Genomic DNA, 1108 nt, shown 5'->3' on the forward strand with positions numbered 1-1108 from the left:
GGGGGGGGGGGGGGGGGGGGGGGGGGGGGGGGGGGGGGGGGAGGGGGGGGGGGGGGGGGAGGGGGGGGTGCGGGTTAGGCGGAGGCGGCGCGGGGCGAAGCGGGAACGCGGAGGTAGGACGGGGGTGGGGACGGGGTGCAGATTCCGGATCGGCATCTGCACCTGCACGCAGGCTCAGCCGCGCAGCTTGCGCAGCTCGAGCTCGCAGTGGAACAGGAACTCGAACGCTTCCATGTGGCGGCGGGCCTCGGCCATGTCGCGGCCCCAGGCGTACAGGCCGTGGCCGTCGATCAGGTAGCCCCACAGGTTCTGGCGGTCGAGCAGGTCATCGACCTGCTTCGAAAGCACGTTCATGTCCTGGGTGTTGGCGAACACCGGCACGTCGATGGCCATCTCGTGGGTACTGTTGCCGGCGAAGGCCTTCAGCAGCTCGTAGCCCTCCAGGCGGATATGGCCCTGCGGCGCATACAGGCGCGAGGCGATGGTCTGTACCGGCGAATGGGTATGCAGCACGCAGCCGACGTCCGGGAAGCGACGGTACAGCTGGGTGTGCAGCAGGGTCTCGGCCGACGGGCGCAGCGGGCGGCCGACGGCCAGGCCGTCGAAGTCCACCACCATGATGTCGTCCTCGATCAGCCGGCCCTTGTCCTTGCCGGAGACGGTGATCGCGGCGTGGCGGTCGTCCAGGCGGTGGGAGAAGTTGCTGCTGGTGGCCGGGGTCCAGCCGGCGTGGGCAAGTTCGCGGACGTTGTCGATCAGCAGCTGGGCCAGTTCGCTCAGGCGCGCGGTGTCGTACGGGAAGGAGGGGGCGTTCATGCGGTCGATTTTACTGGATTCGGCCAGCGGCAGAGTCCCTTGTGGCTGGTCGTATGGAGCGGTTCATGGGCGGGGCGGGGCGGGTAGGCCGTGCAGGGGACGCTGCAAGTTCCCCTCCTGTCTCTTATTCCCATCTGACGCTTCCAACGACCTTTCGCTTGTGTTTTCTGCTGTTCGCCGTGCCGTTTGAAATCAAACATTATGTGCTCATCGTTATATTTCTCTTAACACCGAGACAATCATGTACTCTTCTCTATAAACCTATTACTACTACAAATAATCGCTCACTAAA

General features: G+C 65.3%; 1 protein-coding gene. It reads right to left on the reverse strand.

Annotated features, from left to right (window positions below):
- Positions 1-174: 174 nt before the first annotated feature.
- Positions 175-816 (reverse strand): methylthioribulose 1-phosphate dehydratase, encoded by a 642-nt coding sequence (locus EKL94_RS22130; protein ID WP_126930649.1) that lies wholly within the window; start codon positions 814-816, stop codon positions 175-177.
- Positions 817-1108: the final 292 nt, after the last annotated feature.

This window comes from Stenotrophomonas maltophilia, from assembly GCF_003970865.1.
GTDB classification, from domain to species: Bacteria; Pseudomonadota; Gammaproteobacteria; order Xanthomonadales; family Xanthomonadaceae; genus Stenotrophomonas; species Stenotrophomonas maltophilia_AR.

What these genes read in the sequence shown, in the direction of transcription:
- EKL94_RS22130 (WP_126930649.1), bottom strand. Translation starts at nt 816, where the DNA reads ATGAACGCCCCCTCCTTCCCGTACGACACCGCGCGCCTGAGCGAACTG.